This window comes from Bradyrhizobium huanghuaihaiense (assembly GCF_025200885.1).
Classification (GTDB): Bacteria; Pseudomonadota; Alphaproteobacteria; order Rhizobiales; family Xanthobacteraceae; genus Bradyrhizobium; species Bradyrhizobium huanghuaihaiense.
On the sequence record NZ_CP104172.1, the window covers coordinates 7846404 to 7869279 of the forward strand.

Consider the following 22876-nt stretch of genomic DNA (forward strand, 5'->3'; position numbering starts at 1 on the left):
GCTCATGATAGCTGGCCCGCTGCTTTTTCGAGCTGGGACCATGCCTCCTCGCCAAATTTGGCTTTCCAGTCGGCGTAGAAGCTGGTTTTGGACAAGGCCTGGCGGAAGGCGGCGCGATCAACGTCGATGAATTTGAGACCCTTGGCCGAGAGGTCAGTGCGCAGGGACTGGCTGAGCTTTGCGATGTCGGCGCGCTGATCGATGGCGGAGCGGTCAAGCTCGCGTGTCACGATCTCCTGCATGTCCTTGGGCAGGCGCTCGAAAGCGCGCTTGTTGCCGAGGATCCAGTAGCCGTCCCACACGTGCCCCGTCAGGCTGCACGTGCTCTGGACTTCATAAAGACGCGCGGTCGCGATGATTGGCAGCGGGTTCTCCTGCCCGTCGACGACCTTGGTCTGCAACGCGGAATAGACCTCATTGAAGTTGATCGGCGTCGGTCCGGCGCCGAGGGCCTTGAACAGCGAGGTGAGCAGCGGCGCGGGCGGAACGCGGATCTGGAAATTCTTCAGATCATCCGGCGTGCGCACCTCGCGGCCGGAAGAGGTCACCTGGCGAAAGCCGTTGTCCCAGGCTTTCGACACCGCCATGATCGGCGTCTTGGCAATCTGCGCCCGGATGTAGGTGCCGAGATCGCCATCCATCGCCTTCCATACGCTGTCGTAGTCGGCAAACGCGAAGCCGGTATTCACGATGCCCGCGCTCGGCACCAGGGTGGCGAGGATCGAGGACGATTGGTTGAAGAACTCGACGCCACCGCTGCGAACCTGGGTCAGCAGTTCGGTGTCGGAACCGAGCTGGTTGGCCGGGAACAGCCTGATCTCCAGCCGTCCGCCGGTCGCTTCGCGGATGCGGTCGATCGCCTCTTGCGCGCGGATGTTCACCGGATGGGTCGGGTCCTGTCCGGTTGCGAACTTGTAGACGAACTCGGCGGCAGACGCTGGACGGGTTAGAATCCCGCAGAGAGGTACGGCGCTCGCCGCCATCAATAGCGAACGGCGGCTGATGCGTCCGGGCTTCGAGACAGTCATGTTTTCCTCCTGGTCCCTGTATTGACGTTGTGCCGGCTGCATGAGCCTGCGCTGTTTTCAGCTGTCCGGGCTCTTCGCCGGCGCATTCGGGCAACAGCCATCGCTCGCCCGCCGCTACATGCAGCGGGCGGAACTCTTCACTCGTATTTGACCTGGCTGACGCTTAGTGCCGGTGCGCTAAAGCCACTGCTTGATCTGCCTTGCGACCTCGGCGGTGGAAATGCCGTAGCGGTCGTGCAGCGTCGGAAGTGCGCCGGCGTCAAGAAATTCGTCCGGCAATGCAATCTGGCGGAACGGCGGATGGACCCCTGAACGCATCAGGAGTGCGGCGACCGCCTCGCCGAGACCGCCAATCGTCGTGTGGTTTTCGGCCACGACGACCAGACGACCTGATTTACCGGCTTCACGCAGTATCGTCTCGGCGTCGAGCGGCTTGATGGTCGGCACGTGGAGCACCGCAGCATCGACGCGGTCGTTCTTCAGAGTTTGCAACGCCTCGAGCGCACGCATGGTCATGATGCCGGATGAGATGATCAGGACGTCCTTCCCGTCACGGATCAGCTTGGCCTTGCCGAGCTCGAACCTGTAGTCATATTCGTCCAGCACGACCGGCACCTGACCACGCAACAGGCGCATGTAAACCGGCCCCTGATGCGCTGCGATTGCGGGCACCAGCTGCTCGATTTCATGAGCATCGCAGGGATCGATGACCGTCATGTTCGGCATCGCGCGAAACAGCGCGAGATCCTCTGCAGCCTGATGGCTCGGACCATAGCCCGAGGTCAGGCCCGGCAATGCGCAGACGATCTTCACGTTGCGGTCTTCCTCCGCGATGGTCTGGTGAATGAAATCGTAGGCGCGCCGCGATGCGAACACCGCGTACGTGGTCGCGAACGGCATGAAGCCTTCGGCGGCGAGGCCCGAAGCCGCGCCAAACAGAAGCTGCTCAGCCATGCCCATCTGATAATAGCGGTCCGGAAATTCCTTCGCGAAGATGTGCAGGTCGGTGTATTTGCCGAGATCGGCCGTCATGCCCACCACATCGGGCCGACTTCGCGCAAGCTCGACGAGTGCGTGTCCAAACGGCGCCGGTTTCGTCTTCTGCCCCTCCGCCGCGATCGAAGCGATCATGGCTGAGGTGGTCAGGCGCGGCTTGCCCGGCTGGGGTGCTGATCTGACGGTCTTCATGCCTGCCTCCCGGCTTCCAGCGCGGTCAGCGCGAGCTGCCACTCGTGCTGCTCGACGCGGATGAAATGGTTCTTCTCGCGCTGTTCCAGGAAAGGAACGCCCTTGCCCATCAGCGTGTCGGCGACGATCATCCGCGGCTTAGGCTCGGGATGGGACTTGGCGGCGTCGAAAGCGGCAAGCACGGCATCGAGATCGTTGCCGTCGACGCGCTGCACGAACCAGCCGAAGGCCTCAAGCTTTTCGACCAGCGGCTCGAACGCCATCACCTGAGTCGAAGGACCATCCGCCTGCGGATTGTTGACGTCGACGATGCCGATCAGATTGTCGAGCTTGTAGTGCCCCGCCGACTGGATGGCCTCCCAGACCGAGCCCTCGTCGAGCTCGCCATCCGAGAACAACGTGTACACTCGCGCCTCGGATTTCTTGCGCTTCAGCCCCAGGCCCATGCCGACGGCGATGCTCAGCCCAAGCCCGAGCGAGCCGCCCGACATTTCCATTCCGGGCGTATAGGAGGCCATGCCCGACATCGGCAGGCGGCTCTCGTCGCTGCCATAGGTTTCGAGCTCCTCCTCGGGGATGATCCCCGCTTCGATCAAAGCCGCGTAGAGCGCGATGGCATAGTGACCATTCGAGAGCAGGAAGCGGTCGCGTTCGTCCCAGGACGGATCTTCCGGCCGGTAGCGCATCGCGTGAAAATAGGCCAAGGCGAGGACGTCGGAGATGTCCAGCGCCTGTGCGATATAGCCCTGCCCCTGGACCTCGCCCATGCGCAGCGCATTGCGGCGAATGTTGTAGGCGCGGTCCGCCAGCTTGGGCGTGTTGGTCAGCGTTTCCATCGATCTGGACCTTGTCTTCCTGGCTCAGTGGATCAGCATGCCGCCATTGACGTCGATCACGGCACCGGTCACGTAGGCGGAAAGATCCGAGGCCAGGAAGGTGTAGATGCCGGCGACGTCGTCTGCCGTGCCGAGACGATTGAGCGGAATACCTTCCAGGATCTTCGCCCTCATCTCGTCGGTCAGCTTGCCCGCGGTGATATCGGTACCGATCAGGCCCGGCGTCACGCAATTGACGCGGATGCCGTCCGGACCGAACTCACGGGCCATCGCCTTGGCGAGACCAAGCACACCCGCCTTGGCGGCCGAATAGTGCGGGCCGCCAAAGATTCCGCCGCCACGCTGGGCCGAGACCGAAGACATGCAGGCGATTGATCCGGATTTTCGTGAGCGCATATGTGGGATCACCGCCTGGGAGAGGAACAGAATGCCCTTCAGATTGACGTCCTGAATGCGATCCCAATCGGCCGCCGAGATCTGTAGGAACTTGACCGGCTGGGTGATGCCAGCATTGTTGATCAGGATATCGACGCCGCCGAAGAATTCGATCACTCGGGCCACCGCCTGCTCGCAGAATGATTTGTCGGCGACGTCGCACGGAAGTCCGATGTGGGATTTTCCGAGGGATGCCGCAGCATCCGCCGCCGCGCTCGCGTCAACGTCGAGAATGGCGACCCGAGCGCCCTCGGTGGCAAACCGCCGTGCCGTGGCAAGCCCGATGCCGCGCGGCGATGCCGCACCCGAAATGATGGCCGTCTTACCGCTGAGCAGCATCAGTTCCTCCCGCAAATTGTTTTTCCTTAAGGCTAGAAATGCCCCGCGGACGCACAACAGACAAACGCACAGTTGTCACGGATCGATGAATCTGGTTCACTTATGGAATGCTGTCGAATGTCCCGATATCGGCAATTCGCGCCTTTGAAGCCGCTGCTCGCACGGGATCATTCCGCGATGCGGCGAATGAGCTTCACCTGACGCCGAGTGCTGTCAGTCATGCGATCCGCAAGCTGGAGGACACGCTCCGCACCATTCTGTTCGAGCGCAGCGCTCGCTCTGTGCGACTCACGCCGGCCGGCGAGAATCTGATGCGCCACACCGGAGCCGCTTTCGATCAGCTCCGCCGCGGCCTTGAAGAAGTTGCCGCGCGCGGACCGCAATTGGTGCGCGTGCACTCCGCACCAAGCTTTGCCACACAATGGCTGGCACCCCGGCTTGCACAATTTCTCGCCGCTTACCCGAAGCTCGAGGTTCGACTGGCTGCCAATACGGACTATGCGCGGTTCAGCAACGATGATTTCGACATCGATATCGTCTACGGTCCACCGCGGGCGAAGGGCGTCGAGGTCGTCCCTCTTCCGGAGGAGACGGTCACCCCGCTCTGCTCACCTGCCCTCGCAAAATCGATCCGGAAGCCTGCCGATCTCCTCGATCAGACGCTGATCCGCTCCGACGTGAAGCAGGTTCAGTGGCACCAATGGTTCACGGCCAATGGAATGGAGGCCCCTGCACTCCACGGCATGAGGTTCGATCGTAGCTTTCTCGCGATCGCGACAGGGTCGTGTCCCCAGTGATGGTGTAGCTCGGTAGAGCAAAGCCGCCCGTACGCGCGCCTCAAATAGCGCCGTAGCGGGCGGGCGGCTTTGCGGTGGTCACCGGCGATTCGTCGGTAGGATCGGGTTGCGACACGCCAACGCAACCGAGGAACCACCGATGACCGACGATATGATGAACCTGCGCACGCTCGTGGAGAAGACCCCTGATGCCGATCTGTTGCGCGAGATGATCGGCTTCGCCGCCCAGCGGCTGATGGAGCTGGAGGTCGAAAGCCAGACCGGGGCGGCCTACGGCGAGAAGAATCCTGAGCGTCTGGCCCAACGGAACGGCTATCGCGACCGGATCTGGGAGACCCGCGCCGGCGCGGTCGAGCTTCGCATCCCCAAGCTGCGCAAGGGCTCCTACTTTCCGGGCTTTCTGGAGCCGCGCCGCATGGCCGAGAAGGCGCTCACCGCCGTGGTGCAGGAGGCCTACGTGCAAGGCGTCTCGACCCGCTCGGTGGACGATCTGGTGCAGGCCATGGGCATGACCGGTATCTCCAAGAGCCAGGTGAGCCGGCTGTGCGGTGAGATCGACGACAAGGTGAAGGCGTTCCTCGCCCGCCCGATCGAGGGCGACTGGCCGTATTTGTGGATCGATGCCACCTACGTGAAGGTGCGCCAGAATGGCCGCATCGTCTCGATCGCGGTGATTGTCGCGGTCGGCTCAACAGCGACGGCCGGCGCGAGGTTCTCGGCATGGATATTGGTCCCTCCGAGGCCGAGACGTTCTGGACGGCGTTCCTGCGCAAACTTGCCCGCCGCGGCCTGCGCGGCGTCAAGCTCGTCGTCTCCGACGCCCACGAGGGCATCAAGGCCACCGTCGCCAAGGTGCTCAACGCCACTTGGCAACGTTGCCGCGTCCACTTCATGCGCAACGCGCTGGCGCACGCCGGGAAGAGCGGGCGGCGCGTTGTGTCCGCCTTCATTGCCACCGCGTTTGCCCAGGACGATGCCGAAGCTGCAACGGCGCAGTGGCGGAAGGTCGCTGACCAGCTCCGTCCCAAGCTGCCCAAGCTTGCTGGCTTCCTCGACGAGGCCGAGACCGATGTGCTGGCCTATATGATGTTCCCGCCGCAGCATCGAACCAAGCTGCACTCGACCAACCCGATCGAGCGTCTCAACGGCGAGATCAAGCGGCGCACCGAGGTGGTTGGCATCTTCCCCAACGAGGATGCGATCGTCCGCCTCATCGGTGCGATCCTGCTCGAGCAGAACGATGAATGGGCCGTCCAGCGTGCCCGTTACATGACGCTGGAAACCATCGCGCCCTTGAGCGATGATCCAACCGTCAGCCTTCCGGCTATCGCCAGCTGACCGGCCCGGCCCACGCCGGCGAACGCGGTGCCCGCCGCCAGCTACACCACGCCCGGGGACACGATCCGCGACAGCGGCGGAAGGTCTGGGAGTCGCGCTGGAATCGACGCTTCTGGGCGAACGCGAACTGGCGAGCGGGCGCCTGGTTGCGCCGCTGACAGGACGCGCCAACGACATCCGCTACGTCGGACACCGCCTAATCTACCCGCGCGCAGGCCGGCAAAGATCTGCGGTACGAGCCTTTGCAGACTGGCTCGTGGCGCAACTTGAGGGTCAAGACAGGCGCTCCTGAGAGTGACCACATCGTTGCTCCCGCCTCTTGGCTTACTTCGCAAGCAGGTCCGCACAGTCGCAGGATCTCAAGCTTGAGCGTAGAATCATCGGGTCTCGCACACAGCAGTCGCCCGATTTACTTGGCGAGAACGTCGCTTGCAGTTGGACGCCGAAAACGTCCTGGAAAGTCTCACTAAGCGGGGCGAGCGCGAAATTGATCCTGAGCGAGCCAAGATCGTTGGGCGGGTGTTTGAGGAGTACGCCAGCGTAAAACCTCGCGCGAGATCGCGGCAGGCCTGACCCGAGCGGCGGCAAGCACAAGGCGCCTGCAATGCTACCGATAGGAGCCGCAAAAGGCGATTGGCCCGAGATAAGAGGTCGTGCTGAGATCCGAAGAAGAACCGCAATTGCTGATGACAATGCAGCCACGCCCACTATTGCAAAGTACGAATCGGAGCTTGCGAGACGGTTAGCATAAGCAAGGTCGCCGAGCCGACCACGGCGTGCATAAGCCCGACAGGCAGGGTCCGCCTGTGCGTTCACGCGACGAATCAGGTAACCTCATTTGGCTACCGTCAGCGGCTTCACCACAACCAATGCCAATCGGGCTCCTCGCCGCGCGACTGCAATAATGCAGTCTGGAGCAGCGGGCTTCTACCCGCGAAAGTGTGGAGAATCGAAATGGGGTCTTTTCCCAGTTCGGAGACGAAGCGCGTGCACGTAAATTCGTACACGCGGAAGCGGCTCGGTCGCCTAGAGCACGTGTGCGAACATTGGCGCTCTTGGCCGAACCAACTCAGCTTCGACTTCTAGGCCGGCTTGCGAAACTGGCTTTGCTATCGGTAGCTTGGGTTGCCCTCCATGCAACCGAGATGCGAAGCCCGGCACACGCCGGGCTTCGCTGCCTTGAGCTGAAAAGGCCTGATTGGCAACGGGACCTGTTCTCAGGAAAAGCGGACATAAACTTCATTTCCGGCTTGTCGTCTCAATCGGCAAATAGTTGGAATTGATGATCATCCAGCCTTCCGCGCGGGCTCAGGGAGGCTTTCAAGCAACGGCATGTCGAGGCTCGGAATCTCGGGCATGGCTTTACCCGCAATCGCCTGCAGATCACCTACCATGCCAACGGTAGATTCAATTACGGACAAAATCTGTGTTTCACGCTTGGCCCATTGGCGGCCCATGAACTTGCGTTCCTTGTCAAGATCCTCGCGCATGTCATTGAACTTTTCGACGACCGCCTCCACGCGTTGCCGGAACTTTGTCCCCGTCAGATATTGGTAGACCAGCTCCATCTTGGTTTGTTGGCCCTGCTGGATCACACGAGCACTGCTAATGTCGATAAGCGCCTGACGAAGGGCGACAGCTACAGGGATTGCGCAGCGCGGATGCGCCACCCAGATTCCATCGATCAGATCGAAATGCTCAACCTGTTTGGGCAGCGCTTGTGATACGATAAGTGCGACATCGGCTGCGCTACGCCGCTGGTCCTCACGCAGCTTTCCCAGCCATCCATCGCTCCACACCTTGGTCCGCTTGGATTCCCAGAGAATCACCCCGGCAGGTTGGCCGATTGCGCCATTGACCTGCTGTACTAGGTCCGCGCCGAGTTCACCTTTGCCGACCGGCTCGATCAGATCGGTCGGAAAACGGCCGCGAAGCACACCTTCAAGTTCGAGTTCGAGCACCTCGCCCTGGATCTGTTGCGAACCCTGTTCGGCTTTCCGTTTGAGCTCTTCGATGGTGCGCGTCATGGATTCGATTGTTTGGTCCTTCTCTGCGACTCGCAGCCGAGCAGCATCATCGGCCTCCTGCTTGGCCTTTAGACGGATTTGCTCGATGGAAGCCTGCACACGCTTTTCCACTGTTAGATCAAATTCGCGCTTTTCCTCGTCGAGCGCGCGTTGCTTGCGAATGAGCTCGGCCTGTGCCTGCTGCGCCTCAGCCAGTTTGGCGTCATTCGCTTTAAGCGCTTGACGAAGTTCTGCCGCCTCCTGCTCGCGCGCCCCCAGTTCGGCTGCAGCGGCTTCGCGCGCTTTCTTGGCTTCGGCAGCTACTAATTGACTGCGTTCCGCCGCCAGCCTCTTTGTAATCTGGTCATCGATTTGCTCGCGGTCCCTTAAGAGCTGGGCGCGCTCTTGACGCAGGGCCTCGGCCTTGCTGGCGATCTCGGCATCCTTGTTCGCCAGCAGCTCGTGGAAATGTTGCCGTGTCTCTTCGAGCAGTGGAGCAGCAAGTGATTCCGTCAACCGAATTTCATGGTTGCAGCTCGGACAACGCAAGATGGGCTCATGAGCGGTGTCGATCGCGACTGCTTTGAAGCTCATGAACCCTCCTCGTTGAGATCGCTTTGCTACCGGAAAAAAAACGCGATCCGGCTAGCTTTGCCAGCTTTGCCGTCCGGATTTACTGCGATTTCCACACTCTAGTCGAATGAACTTGACATCCAAGTCAGATTTTCCACTGAAACCAAGCTGAACACGCTCAAAGGCAGTTCTGGGCCGTCATCAGAACGTCGGGAGCCTCGAGAGTCCGCTGCTCCCTTCAAAGGCTCGTAGTGCACGGGGAGATTCCGCGCACATTCGGAAATAGCCTCAGCGACCTCTCGCAGTGGCCGACCCCGCTTGGGCTGCACTCCTGAAACCGCCCATTAGGTCAAGCGCTTTTGATCGCTAGCTCGCCGTCAGCGACCGAGCCGCTGACAACGTTCGACAAGCCGGCTTGAGAGTTTCGAACTATACATGCTAGATCAGTAAGCGCCTCGATACTGCTGTCATACGCGGGCATAGCGGTATTGCCCTTTTACGTTCGAATTTATGAAGCCCCCTATCGAGGAAGCCTGCATAAGCGCTTCATAAATTTGGCGCGGAACTTCGAAGTATTGATAAACCGAGCCCGTCTTGAACACGACCTCGAGAATGCGGCTATCGGCATCGTAGCCGATCTCCGCCACGTTGGAAGAAGTTACTGGCTCCCGCCTCACTTGGTACCTCCTGTGTCAGAAAATTCTGCAGCAATTGCCTCAACAAAAACGTTGCTCGGCCGCGGGTTCTGACGCCGCCACAATTCAACCGCTTCGGAGTAGTTCGCTGGATCTTGCTTTTGATTCCACCCGCCTGGTCCTTCATAACCATCAGCTTTTGACCCAGCGACGACAACCTTCGGGTCAGCACTGTCGGGTCTCCGACTGTTGCTCGGAGGGTTGATGAGCGTGCGGATAGGCAAGTTCACGGCTTCGCCAATGATAACCGCCTCTCCAGTTCGAAGAATGGGCAGCATGGCAAAGAGTCCATCCAAATTGTCGGAAGCGGCACCCTTTACGTGGTTGCGGTCCTCGGCGTTGTTTAGACGCAGAGCGAACAAGGTTCCGCACTGTGAAAGAATCGTTTGATCAATCTCCGCCGGCCGCTGGCTGACGAGCATCATGCCTATGCCGTACTTGCGCCCCTCCTTCGCAATCCTGCGAACTGCCGTGGAGGCAATTTGTTTTTCGTTCAGATAGGCATGCGCCTCTTCGAGAACGACGAGCAATGGACGCTCTCGCCCGCCTTCTGGTATGTTTCGCGCCCAATAGAGAGCATCATAAACGATGCGCAGAACCGCACCGACAAGCTCTGACTGGATCGAGGGTGGGATATTCGACAGGTCAAGAATGGTGATCGGGCAGCGGTCACCGAGCCAATCCGCCAGCAATGTATCGAGATCTTGCTCGGTGCTCCCGTTCTCCGCAGGACAGTAAGGCCCCGGCCGCAGCAAAAAGTCGAACCGGGGGTCACGAATTTTGGAGCCGAGCGCATCGATCTGCCTACTGATCGAAAGAGGCGACCGACTATGCCTTATCTTTTCGGGATCGCCCTTTATGTCTTTCACGGCCCGAAAACGTGGCGGTATTCCTCTTATCGCGCTCCCCTCCTGCACGGCTTTATTTGTCGCAGGGTCGCGCTCCAGCGCCCACGTCTCACGTGATTGGGCCTGCCCATCCCGCTCGACGTGCGTTGAGCGCATCTCACAGTGCAAATCAAACCACAGCTTGTGCATGCTGAACGGGACAGGTGTATCAACGCTTAAGGTATCGGCATCGACGCCAGGACGCGGTCGGGCGCCGAGCCCCTCCAGCTTCAGCGCCATGATGCGGTCGATAACAGCTCCGCGATCACCGGCATTCTCAATCGTACCGAACGTTATCGGCAACAACTCGTCGAGAGTCATCGCCCAATACGGAATGTAGAGAGGACGCTCTCCCTTTCTGGTGTCGGGATTGATACGAAATATCGCGGCTCTATCCTGCAGAGCTTTACCGTACTCTCCGTGAATATCGATAACCAGGATGCGTGCCGACGGATAGCAGATGCGGTCAGACAAGGCGGCCAACAAACCCGCGACCGTCGTTGATTTTCCGGAACCGGTCGTCCCGAGTACAGCGCTGTGACGGGTAACGAGTTTATCAATCTCGATGAGAGCAGGAATGCTGCTGGCGCTCGCGAGGTGCCCAACCTGCACGAAGCGATCGTCGTTCGGCCGCCCGTAAATCATTCTAAGATCGGCCTCAGTGACGAGATGAGCCGTGTCGCCAACAGTGGGGAATTGAGATATCCCTCTGTCAAAACGAGCCCCAGGTTGCCCCTCGCCGACGAGTTGGATCGTCATCCACCTGTTGCCATGGATCTCGACCTCCGCCAGCCGCTCCGGTACTGCACTCGCACCAACCTGCGAAATCACGCCATAAAGATTCGCAAATCCGAGTGGAATTCGAATAAAGCCACCGACTTGTCCAACACGATAGCTTTGTCCCTCAATGAAGCTCAGTCCGGAAACTGTGTCGCGTCCAAGCTTTACTCGAATTGTTGGCCCGCTGACGTCTTCAACTGTACCCAACAATGTAGGATCTGACCGAATCATGATGGCTACCTGGCTTCGCCGACAGCGCTGGACACGATACGCAAGAAGTCTCCAAATCTCGCAAAGTCACCAATCTCAAATTCACAGGGACGAGGCGCATCGGAATCCGTTCCGGCGAATTCGGCACCGACCGTGAAAACTTCTGCCAGGCTGGCGACATCACGCGTCGGTCTCACAAGCCAGCCGGACTCCCGCCGTCGAATGACGGCGCGATCCTTTGCCATGACCGATAGATTTGAATTTTCGGTCGCAAGCTTCACGGCGTCAGGATAACGCGAGAGAGCATCGTACTGGATGGCGAAGCACGCGGCGGATGGATTGGAACGCAGACAGTCAATAAGCGCCTCGTTGATGTGCTCGTCGCCAAAGGAATATCCCAGGATAAACAGCGCAACCGGGCGTTCACCACGCTTTAAGAATGTTTTCAACCGATCTGCCATGACCAGATAGGGCATTCGCCGGCTTTCGTCGTACTTCAGATGGGAGGGGTGAATGAGGAGCTCATCGCCGATTTCCTCTCGATCAGTACGGACGACGACCTTTGAGGCTTTATTGAACCGCCAGTTGATGGATCCATGCAACTTCCACAAGCGAGCCCATCTTTGAGGAATCCCACCGTCCTCAATCGCCTTTTGATCGAAGAAGGGACGAGAGGACCCCACAAACCCATCAAAATACGGCACCTGCTGATGCTCGAGAGCTTCCTCAAGGAGCATGTCGTAGTTCGTCGTAAATAGCTCAGTCGATGGAGAGCGGTGGCGCCCGACGTACTCCGCAAGCGAATGATACGGGGTCCAATCAGGTGGAAGAGATCGCTTAACGCGTGCACCAATCGATTTGCAGATGTGCCGATCGAGACTGGCCAACTCATCAGCTGAAAGGCCTCTGACACCGACTTTCCCCGCCACTTGGCGAAATTGTCGCACACGGTTGAGCATCAGCTCAACATTGGGAGATTCAATTTCGTCCTCTTTGAAAAGTCCCAGCAGCTTTGAATAGGTTTCCTTCGCATCGTCAGTCGCAGTCAGAACTTCATGAATATAGGCGGTGAGACCTCGAATATCGGGTATAATGGACGACATTCCCGACCCATCAGCTCCGTCAACCATCACGGCGCAGGGGCAGCCTGCGCCAAGGAAGAACCCGATCGGGAGCTTGTCAGCAGAGAGTGTTTGGCGAAGCTGTGATACACACTGATGGGCATCGTGCTCGAATGCCATTATCTGTCGTCCTATTTTCTCGAACCAATTCGTTTCTTGCAAAGATTGCACGTTAAGCGAGATACAATCGTCAACAAGCACAAGGCCTGGTGCAATCCAACATCAATCCCCGAGGGATCCTAGATAAGCTGTCGCACGCGAAAACCTCAATACGGGTACATCCAATAGGTGGTGTTGAGTTCGTTGGGCATGGACCGCAAAGTGGGCGTGCGCTGCGGAGGTTTGAGGTGCGTCGAAGAAGCGATGATCCGGCCTATGTCATCGAGCACGGCGCGGCTCGTGGAGTATGTACTATGGTTGAGGGCGAACATGTCGCTCCCCACGGCGGAGACGTCGATTGTCTCAATACCTGGCGCGAGCGTAGGACCGGCGTCGGTCACAAAGCCCATTCTGGATTTGGATTGCGCCTTCTTCATCGAAGCGAGCAGCGCGCGATCGGTTGAGGAGGCATACAGCGTCACCGCACCGGCTGCCGACTTGATCTGGTTCGCCCTCTCCAAATAGAGGTCGTGATCTACGTCGGGTGCGGCAAAAATCAACTCGGTGATGCCCAGCGTGGTCTGGCTGAGAGCTGCTTGCTGCAGTGCGCCCAATACCACTTCGCTGCCCAGGCTATGGGCGATCACGATGATCCTCGAGACCTTGCCTTCCTTCTTGATGAGCTGGAGAAGATCGAACAATCCATCCGGCGCATAAAGCGCGCTCTCGCGATCGTAGTCATAGTCGAGCAGGCCGCCCTTGGACGGCCACGAATACATCATCACGCGACCTTTATAGTTCGCGTCAAACGCGATTTGCGCCGCCTTGAAAGCCGCATCGGAAAACGCAACGTTATAGCCATGCACAAAGAGCATCAGGCTGTCGGCGGGATTAGCAATAGCGGAAGCAAACTCTTCGCGGGAGAGGCGATAGAGCTTCTGGATTCGGAAATGCTTTCCGGCTTCCTCCGCCTCCTTGCGCAGTCCGAACCAGCTTGTCTTCGGCGTCTCCACCTCGCCCATCTTGTGGACGATCGGAATGCTAACCATCACATAGCCCAAGGTGTTGGTGGAAGCCCGGCCGTAGGAGACCTGCCTTAATTCCAAACCAGGGCCACCCGTTACCACTCGATTCGTGGCAAAGTAGACTGGCACCACGCCCTTGATCGCCGACTTATTGGTTGCGGCCTCGGAGGTGGTCTTCTCGGGAGGCGCCTCCTCGCTCGCCTCACCGGTTGTCGGTCGCCACGGCCGATCGGCATGATAGTGCCGGACATGGTGGTGGTAGTACCCAGGTCCATAGCGATAGCCGTATCTCTTGAACGCGCTCCCATGTTTCTCAGACGCCTTGTGTACGTGCGGCGGCTTGGTCGGCTGTGAGGCCGGACCCGGGTGGGCACAACCGGTCGCGAGCGCGCAGACCAAGACAACGAGAACTGTCCAAATCCCTTCGAACGCACGGCCGAGCTGGCGCAATCGGTTCAAGGCGTTCATTGGCAAGGCAAGCGTGACCATTGATCAGGGACCTACTTAGCAAGCGTTTGGGAGAGGTTGACCGTAGCCCCCAGCCATCCGCGATACCTGTCGACAGCAGGACCGCTGGTGAGCTTGTAGGTGAAGCGAGCCTGCGCTCCGCCATCGTTGATCGCGCAAGCGATATTGCCGGCGCCATTGGCGGTCTCGACATGCCATGAACACCCGGTGATTCGGTAGCCGGGTTCAGCCGCGAAGGTCTCGGCGTAGTCCGCCGAATGCTCGGCAAATACGACCGGGTGATCATCCTTGGTTTTGTCCACGGTATACGAGCGCTCGATCTGCTTCGGCTCGGCGAGCTGCGATACCGGAACGTTCACGATAAGCCGACGGTCCTCGGGCAAGATGGTATGGATCGCTCCGGCGAGAATTTCGGGGATTTTCATGCCGGAATTCGCTTGCGTTTGTATGTGCGTGGAATTCAGCTTGCTCCAATTCTCAAACGAGATCGTTGTGTCGACCCACTTCGTCCAGCACACAGATGGCTGAGGAAGGGCCGTAATCATGCTGTATAGCGGGCTTGCGGTAATCACGGTGGCGGGAATGATGAAATTGACGCCGGAAACCTGAGCATCGTTCCACTTGACGATGCCGCCGACCGCGATCCCTAGAAGCGCGCCGAACTCGTTGAATGCGGGCCCGCCGCTGTTTCCGACGTTCATGACCGTGTCGGTTTGCCAGCGACCGTTCTGGCTGGTCTGGTTGCTGATTAGACCGCTGGATATGCTGAGATCGAGATCAAGGGGATAACCGAGAAGATAAAGCTGGGTCCCCATAGGGGCTTGCTGGTTGTCGTCGATCACGGGCATCGGACAACGAGAGGTGCCTCCGCTGTTGCTGGCGGACTGCGACAATTCGAGAAGCGCCAGGTCTCTGGCATCGTCGCGGTGAATCGCGGTGACCTTGATCGGGTTCGCATTGCGCGATCCGAGGCGGGCATTGACTTCAAAGCTCTTGTAGTTCTCCTCGCGTCCGATCACATGGCTGTTGGTCAGCACGAGGCTGTCGCCGATGAGCAGCCCGGAGCCGCCGCCGACCTCCTGCTTATCGTTGTACATGACGCCAACGTACTGGACGTGAACCGTCCTGACGTTGTACCGCGCAGCAATCTGCACCGCCGCGCGATCCGCATGCGCGGGAGCGCTCATGAATACGAAGAGACCGAGTGTCAGGACGGATAGAATGTTCTGACAGCGGCAATATCGAGCGGGCTGAGTTGTCCGTTTCCGTTCCATGCTGGATTACAATAGTTCATTATGGAATTGGGGTCGTATTTGGTGACTTTATAATCGCCGACCGAGCCAGAAGCTTTCTCATTGCGGCACTGCTCCGGCGCGTCGTCACGATTTTGCTCATGCGTGAAGCCAAGCGCATGTCCGAATTCGTGAACCGCTACGGCACGAATGCAGAACTCGCGTCTATTTCGACAGCCTTTGCTCCAATGATTGAAACTGAAATTGAGAGTCATGCCTGATGGCTTGCGGTCGAGGTACTTGCCGACGACGTCAGTGTGGGCGCCCTCGTCAGCGATCCGCACGTGTACACCGGGCGCGCCGTCGGTACATGACGGCCAGTCTTTCGAAAACCACACGCCACCTTGCGCCGCTGTTTCCCAAGTTTCCGCAACCGCTTTTCGAACCAGCTCGGCATACTTTTGATCCTTCGGCTGTAGGTTCTCCCAGCAGACCGGAATTTCCTTGATCTCCCATTTCGAGCCACGGATGACCGTGCCGTACAGCTCCATTTCGGACACTCCCGAAGGAAGAGCAGGTTGAGCATTCGCGCCCCAGCAGAACAAGAGCGCGAGCAGAAGAACGAGTCTGGGCAACCAGATGCGAAACATTTTCCTACTGCGTCGGGGTTGGTGTCGGGGGGAAAACAGGCACCGGCGCCAAGATAAAGCCCTTGGTCCGAGGTCCGGCGCCCGTTGGGCGGCCTGCCGCGGGACCTCCGGGAAATTCCTGCGACTTCTCTCCTCCCGGCAAGGGAGTCGTGTAGATAGGATTCTCCTTCGATCCGAGCGGTGGCGCCTTCTCCGCATAGCCGGCCGAGCCGGATTTGGCTCCATTAGCAAGGACCGCATTCGGACCGTTGATGTAGATTCCGAGATTACTGAACTGCTGAGCGGAGGCAGAAGCTTGAACCGCAGCGGGTGTCCAACGCGACGAAGTCAGGGAGTACTTTGCTTCCACGCCGCCAGTAACCTGGATCGAGAAGGTATACGTCATCTGCGCCGGCTCAGCTCTCTCTGTGGGCATGGCCGGCGTCAGATCGTTGGCCGCGATGAGAATCGCATTGTCCCGCAACCAGGCCGCTAGCGGCTTGGAAGCATCTACAATGATGCGCTTATAGGCGGTTCGCTCCGGATATTTGTTTTCGGCCAAGGCCTCCAGCTCGACCAGATCGGCAGGTGCTCCGCGGTAACAGCCGCGTTCGTACGATGCCGAACTCGCCGCCTGCGGGGTCGTATCGGACGCAAGCTGGGCATTCTGCTTCAGAAGGAACGACCAGATCAGGTCATAGGTGTCCTGGGCTGAAGCGGTGGGGCCCACATGGGTCACCTCGTTACTTGTCGCGCTCAGAATCCGCTTATAGTCGAATGCCGTACCGGATCCGAATCCGCCTGTATCAGTCACCTTTAACTCTAGGAAGAAGGTACCGTACAGGAACGGGTCGATGTCGAAATGAGCGTACCTGTCGAACGCCTCTTCAGGCCGCGTCTTGTAGATCTTCAGGTATGCCTTCCGTCTCTCTCGTTCTATCTGGTAGAAGGTCACGACCTCACACCTGATCGACTTGAGAAAGTACGGCAGCTCGCCCGCTGTGATCACGCCTGTCTGCGGATCATGGATATGATACAGACTGGTACACCCGCCCATAGCGAGGCAAATGCCAACGCAAGCCGCGGCTCGGCTGAATTTCCACATATGAACGCCCCCGTCCGCGTCGCTGAGCACGCGCGGATCTCCCGGTCAGATTGGAAAACAGTCTACATGGGTTCGTCAATAGCATCGTGATGACAATGCAGCTTTTCGTTGTCCCCGTCGGATTTCTCGCAGGTTTTCCGCGCGACCTCCCACGTCTTGGCAATCGTGTTCAGTGATGGTCTTACAGCAGAGGCGAAGAAGTGTGAGCAACAGTGTCGAGCCGATTGCAAAATCGTCGGCGTACGCCTATCGATGGAACATATTGCTGGTGTGATTTGGACGAAGATTTTGCCTGGGCCCGTGGACAACCGAGCCGAAACGTCAGCCTTTGATGCCTGGAAGAAGGAGGCCCAGACGCTTGCCGGGCGGCAGGAGCTGATCAGGAATGCCAGCCGAGATGAGCTCAGAAGAGCTCTGATCGAGCTCGATGCGCTGTTTCGGAAAGCCCCAGGAAGCGTGCACAAGGCCTACCGAAATCTCACGGAAAAGCGAATCGAGGAGGCACGAGAGAGCTTCACTCACTCAATAGGAGATGGCCATCTTTCGTGGTCGTTGTCCGATGAGAAGACGCCTGAACTAGCAGCGTTAAGGATGGGCGGCTTCATACGGGAAATCGACCGGGTCCTTGCCGAGCGACGGTCTCAGTGGCCGATTGCACCAAGTGAGTGGCACCTCGGGGAGCTCGGATGCTGGTTCATTCCGCGGCAGGGGGTGAGCGCCTTGCGTCCGGCTCGAAGGGGGCAGGCTTACTCGAAGCGCGGCCTGCTTTTTCACAGGGTTCTGCCCGCACTGATACAGGGCTATCCTGTTCATGTCGTAGATACTCGCACATTGCATAGTACGACACCGGACGCGAGCAAATGGAAGATGGGTGCTTGCCTGTTCAAGGCGCTCGAGATCAAGCCAGAATTTGTTTCCATAGGAGGCGATAAGCGTTTCATTGTCGCGGCCGTCGAGGCGCCATCAGCCGGTGACGCCATTTCGGAGCAGATTGCTCAGGCTCTCAAGGAGAACTGCATCGCCGTCGTGTGGCCGGAGCTAACCGTCTCCCCGGACTTGCGCGAGAACATCATTAAGCTCATTCGAGACCGCGACGTTGCAGACGCGCTCGAAGCTCCCGAAATTCTGATTCCAGGAACCTGGCACGAGACGACCAACCATGGCATCGTGAACCGGGCCCGGATCTACGACGGCTATGGCGAGGAGCGCCTGATCTACGACAAGATCGCTCCCTACGCTGACGATGGCTGGGGCACGGAAAACATCACTGCGGGTGACCGGGTATGTGTCCTTGCCACCGAAGGCGCTTTGATCGGAATCGCCATTTGCCTGGACTTCTGTGACGTGTGCGAGACGCCCTTCAGCGAGCTCGATGCAGTTGGACTTGATGCTGGTCCCCTCGATGGGGAACGACCGCACAATGCAGGGCCACCAAACCACCGCGGCTCAAGTTGAGGTGAGGTTCGGCACCCGCAGCTTTGTGGTGCAGCATCCAACCCAAACCGTCTTCAAAGATCATAGATTAGGTACTATTTTACCTCCATTGAAGGAACCTAACTCGGTTTCAGCCGAGAAACTTGGTCAAAAAACCGTTTGGGCTGCCTACAAATGGGGCTCTTGACAGCTAGATTCGGGGACTAAAATCAGAGTAAAGCGTTGTAAAACGTTCTTAACGCTTGTGATGTAGGGCTAGCCCATGTCGGACGTAGCATTGGAAAAGATAGAGACGGGCGAAGCGACGGCGAACGAAGCAAGGCGTGTCATATCGGAACTCCTCAAAGAGGGGTCCGAAAGAAGCCTGGAGCGCCTCTATGCAACACTGGGCGCGTGGGTTTGGAACGCCCTTGAAAGCCGCCGGCGTGATCCTGAGCTGCGGGAATGGTTCGATATCTTGCGTCGGACGAGCGCAACTCTCGGGTCAAGGAATGCTGTCTATGCGGAGCGCTTCAGAGCATTCTACGATCTACTGCAGATGTCGATAAACACCTCCAAGCTCGTACGTCCGAGGGAGGTCATGCATCGTCAGCACGTCATCGACGTACTTCGGTTGCTGCGCGACACACCCTCGGGGCAGATGGAGAAGGCGGCGATCGCCAAGAGATTGTCTCTGAGAGATGCCAACCTCAGCCGCATCCTCCGCCTCATGACGAATGCTCGTTTCGTGGAGCGAACAACGCAGGGCAAGTTCGCTCATTTCGCCCTGACGCGCGACGGCTTGCTTGAGTTAGAAAGGCGCGAAAAGCGCGAAGCAAAAGAGCGTGGCCGGTCAACCCATCTCGTGCGAGACAAATTTCCAGCAGCCGCCCACCCGCTCCACGTAACGGCGGATGCAGATACGGTTCTTCGTACCTTTATTGATCTGGCAGTGCAGGGCTCGTTGCACGCCAACACAGCTGGGTCGCTGAACGCGAACGCCATCGACGTCCGGCGAGCAATGGAGGACTATCTGCTCCATTTTCATGGGCCGGCACCTGCCGCGCCCGGATATATGAAGGCGAGAACGAAAAGCTCCTACCAAGCCTTTTCCGTAACTGTCGTGCAGCCAAAAAAGGCCGAAGCTCACGGCTCCTACACTATAGAGCCGATGAACAATCCCAAACCCGCCTCATTCCCCGTGGGGATGCTGCATCTACAGGGAGAGGAGACCGAACATGTCGACTGAAGATCTTAGTGCTTCGAAGCCGGACGAGGCGCAAAGTGATCCCGACGCCGTCATGTTGTATGGAAGCGCCCTGGTCGACCGGCTCACATATATCTCGACGACATTCAGCTCGCTGGTCATGAGTATGGGCAGAGCTGCACGTGACAATCGCGATGTCCTAGTCCCACTCGTCGAGTTGAAGTTCGAGGGACCCACCGGCCAGGACGACACCATATCCAAGACCTTTTTTTCCGAGCTCGTGCCCCTCGAAAATATAGCTTTCGTTCTCGAGGACATGTCGAACGATCTCACGACTGTTTGCCATCACCTGAGCGCGGTGGGGGCCGGCCCGGTGAAACCTGACTTCAAGCGACTGGGCGAAACGAGAAGGCTTTTGAACGAAGCCAAGGGCAACCTCGAAAAGTGCTTGGCCGATTTGGAAAGGATTGGCTGAGGCTTCCTTCAGCAAGGGCAGAAAGTGCTCGAGCGCAGTTGAGAATTGCTTGCGGGGCACCAAGTCGATCAGCCATGTTCGCTAAGGACAACCATGAGAGATGACTAGCGAACTGCGGGAATGTTGTTCGTTGCCGAATCTCTTCTAAGCGTCAGCTTGCCGCCTTCAAAGCGAGCACAGTATTTACAAAGCGAACGCCATAATTCCGAAAACACGCTTTATTTGCACGAATCATCTGCCCGCTGGAGGGTACTGATGCCGCGCGCGAGAATCGGCGGAAGAAGCGAAGGCAAACGGCAGAGCGGGTCAGAAGCGCAGCCGACAGCCTCCTGATGGAGCTGCAAGAGGCAGGCATCGCCCACGCTATTCTCAAGACGATCCGGACCGTCATCGAGAACCCGCGCCTCTCATCTGCTGCAAATTACACAGAAAGCGTGAACCGCCGTACGTATATGATCACCGACTGAGAATAGCGCATCAATCACGATGTTGAATCTGCTATCTTCTTCGTGTGTGTTTGGACGCACAGAACCATTGAACGCGCCATGGCGAGAACGGCCGGGAGCGCTGCAACAACGAAACCCGTTCACGACAAAGCCGCTACGCTGGCCGGGCCTGGTTCCGGAACCAGGGGAGCGGCCCCACCGAGGTCGGCACTTCAGGTTAGGGGGGTTTGACTGCTCTCTTGGCTCGCCTCAAGACGGGATGGGCGGCCGGCGGAGAAGGAGCCGGGAGAACAGAGGCAGGGACGGGTACATTCTGCAAGGATTCGATTTCGCGGTGAGCGCCTCGATCTGGTCCGCCATCCGTTTCAACTCGGCCTGCAGCGCACCGACGTTGCGAATGAACTCTGCAATTGCATAGCTCGCCTTCTGTTGTCCTAATCGAATCTCCAACAGAGCTTCCCTATCCTCAGGTGATAAGCCTGGCTCAGGCGCCGGCGACCTGGCCAAAATTCTCTCCATGTTGGTCCAAGTATAGGCCGCCACGGCGAACAGACCAAAGGAAATGAGCACGAGGACGATAATCCAAGACAAGCCCCGCGAGGATTTGTGCAAAACATGCGGTAACTCTCGAGGCGTTCGCCTCAAGAGCTGCGGGCGAGGCAGGATGCCGAGCGCAATCTCAGCCAGAAGTCGCCCTATCGCCGTCAACAATAGCGTTGCGTCTAGAGACCAGACTTTGACGGGCAGCTAACCGATCATGGCTCGGAGTTCGGCCGCTGGGCGGAGTGGCTTGCGGATGCAGAGCCGCGGAGCTGGAGCGACGTCGAGATCCAGCACGAACTAGTGCATATGCGCCGCAATTCATTGCTGAACGCGAGATAAGAGCAGCGAACGTTACTGAGATTGTATCAGACTGGCGATCCAAATTGCTACTTTAGGCGCGAACACTTTTGGGGCTTCAATATGCAGCGACTTCTGGCATTTTTGTTGATCGCTCAGTTTTTCTTGGCCGTCGGGCAGGCCCAGTCCCAGGCGCTTCCTGCTCCCTCATACTGGAAGAATGAACGGGGCTCGGAACTGTTTGTTTGGTCCGCCACTGGCGGCGCCATACAAGGGACCTTCACAAACCATGCTCAAGGGTTTGCCTGCCAAGGTATCCCTTATCCCGCATCGGGAGCCGTCCGTCCAACCGGACTATATTTTATTGTTACTTTTGGTCAGTGCAATTCTTTCACCCGGTGGGTTGGAAAGATTAACGGTCCTCAAATGCCAACGTCATGGACGCTGTTCTACGTTGATAAGAACGGCAAGCCCAGCAAGCTGAAGGGCGCCGATACATTTACGCGCGTATGGTAGTCTTCAGCTTTCTTGCGACGTCGACCTTAGATCGAAAACTCGCGCTCGCGAGTTTCGACCTGACGTGAGACGCGCAAGCTCATTTCGCAAGGCTCTGGGCTGTCCACGATCAGTCAGGTTCGATGCTCGATAGCCTGCAGGCCATCCAGGAAGGGCCGAGAATTGCATCAAATGGGTCTCCCTGGATCAGACAGGACAGTCTAAGCTTCATCCAAATTTGCTGGATGATCCGCTCATCAGCATTTGTCTTCAGGTTCTTGTTTTGAAGTCCAGCGCGGGGTCCGGCAGGTGCCGCTAAGATGTGCGGCGTTCGTTCTATCGCGTTTGGTTAGAAATTGAGTTTTCAGGTCTCGATACTTAAAATTCTCGCCGGCCAACCGGAAGGCCGTGCGAGTCTCGCCGTCCTGAAGGACTACTTGGCGGTGTTCTACACCAGCGGTCCGGAGTGGAGGGCTCGTATGAAGCGATTGGCAGAGCGAGCACCGGATCTCAACATTTTCGGACAAGGGCTGGTTGCGCGAGAACCCGGACACTGGATCATAACGGAAAAAGGCCGGGCCTTTCTTGCTTTGCTAGAACAGACGGGCCGACCGACCTCTCAGGAGCGAGCGCTCGAAGGCACGGATGAGAAACCTCTCGCAAGTAAGCTTCCCGCGCTCGCCCCGGGCCGACAAGATCACAGCGCCAGTCGTAGGCATCGTCGACGTAAGCGCCTGAGGACGCGCGATGGCCGGTCCACCTAGCCCTTTAGCTCACGGCCGGCGACGATGTGGCTGCATATCCAGGGCCGGCAACATCTCATAGAGCCTCCCCGCAAGACCTTGATGCCTCAGCAATCATGCTTAGAACGCCCTCGTTTGTGTCCTTCATTGTGAAGTGGTTAGTGCGACAAAGGGCTATGGCTTTATCAGGCCGGTTGATGGCCAACCCGACGTATTTGGGCACCTTAGGGCAGTCGAGAAGGCGGACTACACCGTGCTGAGGGGCCCGGATCAGCTTCGAGCCCAAGACGGACAACTCGGATAAAGTGTTGGCAGAAAATCTCCGTATAGAATGACTTGCCTCGTCGAGACGGACATCGCTCTGAGAGGACCAAATCACTGCGAGACGATGCCTGCAATCCTAGCAGGCTTAGAAAACAGTGGGTTTGATACTGGCGTTGGTGGGCATGGTGAATCGGCTGCTCCT

Annotated in this window: 18 protein-coding genes and 3 pseudogenes; 8 read left to right on the forward strand and 13 right to left on the reverse strand. The window is 58.4% G+C overall.

Annotated features, from left to right (window positions below):
- Positions 1-2: 2 nt before the first annotated feature.
- The 4 genes from N2603_RS37045 to N2603_RS37060 form a co-directional block, all read right to left on the reverse strand.
- Positions 3-1028 (reverse strand): TRAP transporter substrate-binding protein, encoded by a 1026-nt coding sequence (locus N2603_RS37045; RefSeq protein ID WP_260386041.1) that lies wholly within the window; start codon positions 1026-1028, stop codon positions 3-5.
- Between the two features lie 177 nt (positions 1029-1205).
- Complete coding sequence (locus N2603_RS37050; RefSeq protein ID WP_260386042.1) at positions 1206-2216, reverse strand: transketolase family protein; 1011 nt, start codon at positions 2214-2216, stop codon at positions 1206-1208.
- Positions 2213-3052 carry a transketolase gene (locus N2603_RS37055; protein ID WP_260386043.1) on the reverse strand — a complete coding sequence of 280 codons (840 nt, stop codon included), beginning with the start codon at positions 3050-3052 and terminating at the stop codon, positions 2213-2215. Before N2603_RS37055 ends, N2603_RS37050 begins: the two co-directional genes overlap by 4 nt.
- A 24-nt stretch (positions 3053-3076) precedes the next feature.
- Entirely contained in the window at positions 3077-3826 is a 750-nt protein-coding gene (locus N2603_RS37060; protein ID WP_260386044.1) for an SDR family NAD(P)-dependent oxidoreductase, read from the reverse strand.
- A gap of 107 nt (positions 3827-3933) precedes the next feature.
- Here N2603_RS37060 and N2603_RS37065 point away from each other — a divergent pair.
- Positions 3934-4611: pseudogene (locus N2603_RS37065) on the forward strand (LysR family transcriptional regulator); the annotation flags it as partial.
- 52 nt (positions 4612-4663) lie between these two features.
- On the opposite strand, the gene N2603_RS37070 reads toward N2603_RS37065, so the two are convergent.
- Positions 4664-4927, reverse strand: a complete 264-nt coding sequence (locus N2603_RS37070; protein WP_260424451.1) for a hypothetical protein — start codon at positions 4925-4927, stop codon at positions 4664-4666.
- Between N2603_RS37070 and N2603_RS37075 the strand changes: the two are divergent.
- Positions 4823-5961, forward strand: a pseudogene (locus tag N2603_RS37075) (IS256 family transposase). The gene N2603_RS37070 and the pseudogene N2603_RS37075 overlap by 105 nt on opposite strands.
- Positions 5962-6028: 67 nt before the next feature.
- Positions 6029-6253 (forward strand): annotated as a pseudogene (locus N2603_RS37080) (LysR substrate-binding domain-containing protein); the annotation flags it as partial.
- 994 nt (positions 6254-7247) lie between these two features.
- Here the strand turns inward: N2603_RS37080 and N2603_RS37085 are convergent.
- The 8 genes from N2603_RS37085 to N2603_RS37120 form a co-directional block, all read right to left on the reverse strand.
- Positions 7248-8561: a DUF2130 domain-containing protein gene (locus N2603_RS37085; protein ID WP_260386045.1), complete on the reverse strand. Its 1314-nt coding sequence runs from the start codon at positions 8559-8561 to the stop codon at positions 7248-7250.
- 446 nt (positions 8562-9007) lie between these two features.
- Complete coding sequence (locus N2603_RS37090) at positions 9008-9217, reverse strand: KTSC domain-containing protein (protein WP_260386046.1); 210 nt, start codon at positions 9215-9217, stop codon at positions 9008-9010.
- Entirely contained in the window at positions 9214-11133 is a 1920-nt protein-coding gene (locus N2603_RS37095) for an ATP-binding protein (RefSeq protein ID WP_260386047.1), read from the reverse strand. Before N2603_RS37095 ends, N2603_RS37090 begins: the two co-directional genes overlap by 4 nt.
- A 5-nt stretch (positions 11134-11138) precedes the next feature.
- Positions 11139-12353 (reverse strand): SIR2 family protein, encoded by a 1215-nt coding sequence (locus N2603_RS37100; protein ID WP_260386048.1) that lies wholly within the window; start codon positions 12351-12353, stop codon positions 11139-11141.
- A gap of 146 nt (positions 12354-12499) precedes the next feature.
- Complete coding sequence (locus N2603_RS37105; protein ID WP_260386049.1) at positions 12500-13846, reverse strand: alpha/beta hydrolase; 1347 nt, start codon at positions 13844-13846, stop codon at positions 12500-12502.
- A gap of 11 nt (positions 13847-13857) precedes the next feature.
- Positions 13858-15012, reverse strand: coding sequence for a S1 family peptidase (locus N2603_RS37110; protein WP_260386050.1), 1155 nt, complete (start codon positions 15010-15012; stop codon positions 13858-13860).
- A gap of 20 nt (positions 15013-15032) precedes the next feature.
- Complete coding sequence (locus N2603_RS37115; RefSeq protein ID WP_260386051.1) at positions 15033-15608, reverse strand: M12 family metallopeptidase; 576 nt, start codon at positions 15606-15608, stop codon at positions 15033-15035.
- Between the two features lie 103 nt (positions 15609-15711).
- Positions 15712-16821 (reverse strand): hypothetical protein, encoded by a 1110-nt coding sequence (locus tag N2603_RS37120; protein WP_260386052.1) that lies wholly within the window; start codon positions 16819-16821, stop codon positions 15712-15714.
- A gap of 126 nt (positions 16822-16947) precedes the next feature.
- Here N2603_RS37120 and N2603_RS37125 point away from each other — a divergent pair, with 126 nt between their 5' ends.
- The 5 genes from N2603_RS37125 to N2603_RS37145 all read left to right on the forward strand — a co-directional run bounded on the left by N2603_RS37125 (position 16948) and on the right by N2603_RS37145 (position 22714).
- Positions 16948-18246: a carbon-nitrogen hydrolase family protein gene (locus N2603_RS37125; protein ID WP_260386053.1), complete on the forward strand. Its 1299-nt coding sequence runs from the start codon at positions 16948-16950 to the stop codon at positions 18244-18246.
- Positions 18247-18487: 241 nt separating this feature from the next.
- Entirely contained in the window at positions 18488-19453 is a 966-nt protein-coding gene (locus N2603_RS37130) for a helix-turn-helix domain-containing protein (protein WP_260386054.1), read from the forward strand.
- Positions 19443-19886, forward strand: a complete 444-nt coding sequence (locus N2603_RS37135; protein ID WP_260386055.1) for a hypothetical protein — start codon at positions 19443-19445, stop codon at positions 19884-19886. The genes N2603_RS37130 and N2603_RS37135 overlap by 11 nt, the downstream gene beginning before the upstream one ends.
- Positions 19887-21295: 1409 nt before the next feature.
- Positions 21296-21688, forward strand: a complete 393-nt coding sequence (locus N2603_RS37140) for an avidin/streptavidin family protein (protein WP_260386056.1) — start codon at positions 21296-21298, stop codon at positions 21686-21688.
- Positions 21689-22564: 876 nt separating this feature from the next.
- Positions 22565-22714, forward strand: coding sequence for a cold shock domain-containing protein (locus N2603_RS37145; RefSeq protein WP_425248943.1), 150 nt, complete (start codon positions 22565-22567; stop codon positions 22712-22714).
- The last annotated feature ends 162 nt before the right edge of the window (positions 22715-22876 follow it).